The 569-nt window shown below is 38.8% G+C and carries 1 protein-coding gene; it reads right to left on the bottom strand.

Annotation, left to right across the window (positions count from 1 at the left end; all coding sequences use genetic code 11):
- Nucleotides 1-569, bottom strand: a 569-nt coding sequence (locus ACFIK0_RS09835) for a tyrosine-type recombinase/integrase (protein WP_375663981.1), incomplete at both ends; no start/stop codon positions are given.

Below are 569 nucleotides of genomic sequence, written 5' to 3'. Positions count from 1 at the left end.
GTCCAGCCAAAAATTGCTTTGAGTTGTGATACTGTTGCACCAGAGTTAGCTGCGCGTGTTGCTGCTAATTTTCTTAAGCCATGTGCTGATTTTTTGATTCCCGCTACGTTACAAGCCTCACGAAAAAGGTTGCCAAAACTTTCTTTAACGAGTTTTTTACCTTCTTTACCACAAATGAATGTTTCTTCTCCAATAGGACCAGTTTCAAGTGTTTTTGCTAGTTCCGGTAAAATAGGAAGAAAAACATCTGTTTGGAATTTACTTTTCTCTGTTTTAAGATGAATGATATTATTCTTTACATCTTTCCAGCCAATGCGGACTGCATCACCACGACGCAAACCCGTATATAAAAGAACATCAATCCAAACGCGTTCATGGGTACCACGGGACCATCTTTGATAATATTTCTCAACATCTTCTTCTGTCCAAACAGCAAACCCATCTTTGTTGTGAAGGGCTGGTCTTTTAACACCTAAGGCTGGATTATTTTCTAAAAGACCTTGATCAATTGCCCAATTAAAAAGTCCATTAAGGGCTTTCAGAAAGTTTCTAGCCATTGCTGGTGTTTC

Origin of the sequence: Bartonella sp. CL63NXGY, assembly GCF_042194905.1 — a bacterium.
Taxonomy (GTDB): domain Bacteria; phylum Pseudomonadota; class Alphaproteobacteria; order Rhizobiales; family Rhizobiaceae; genus Bartonella.
Note: the sequence above shows the minus strand (reverse complement) of the source record. Positions and strands in the feature narration are given on the sequence as shown.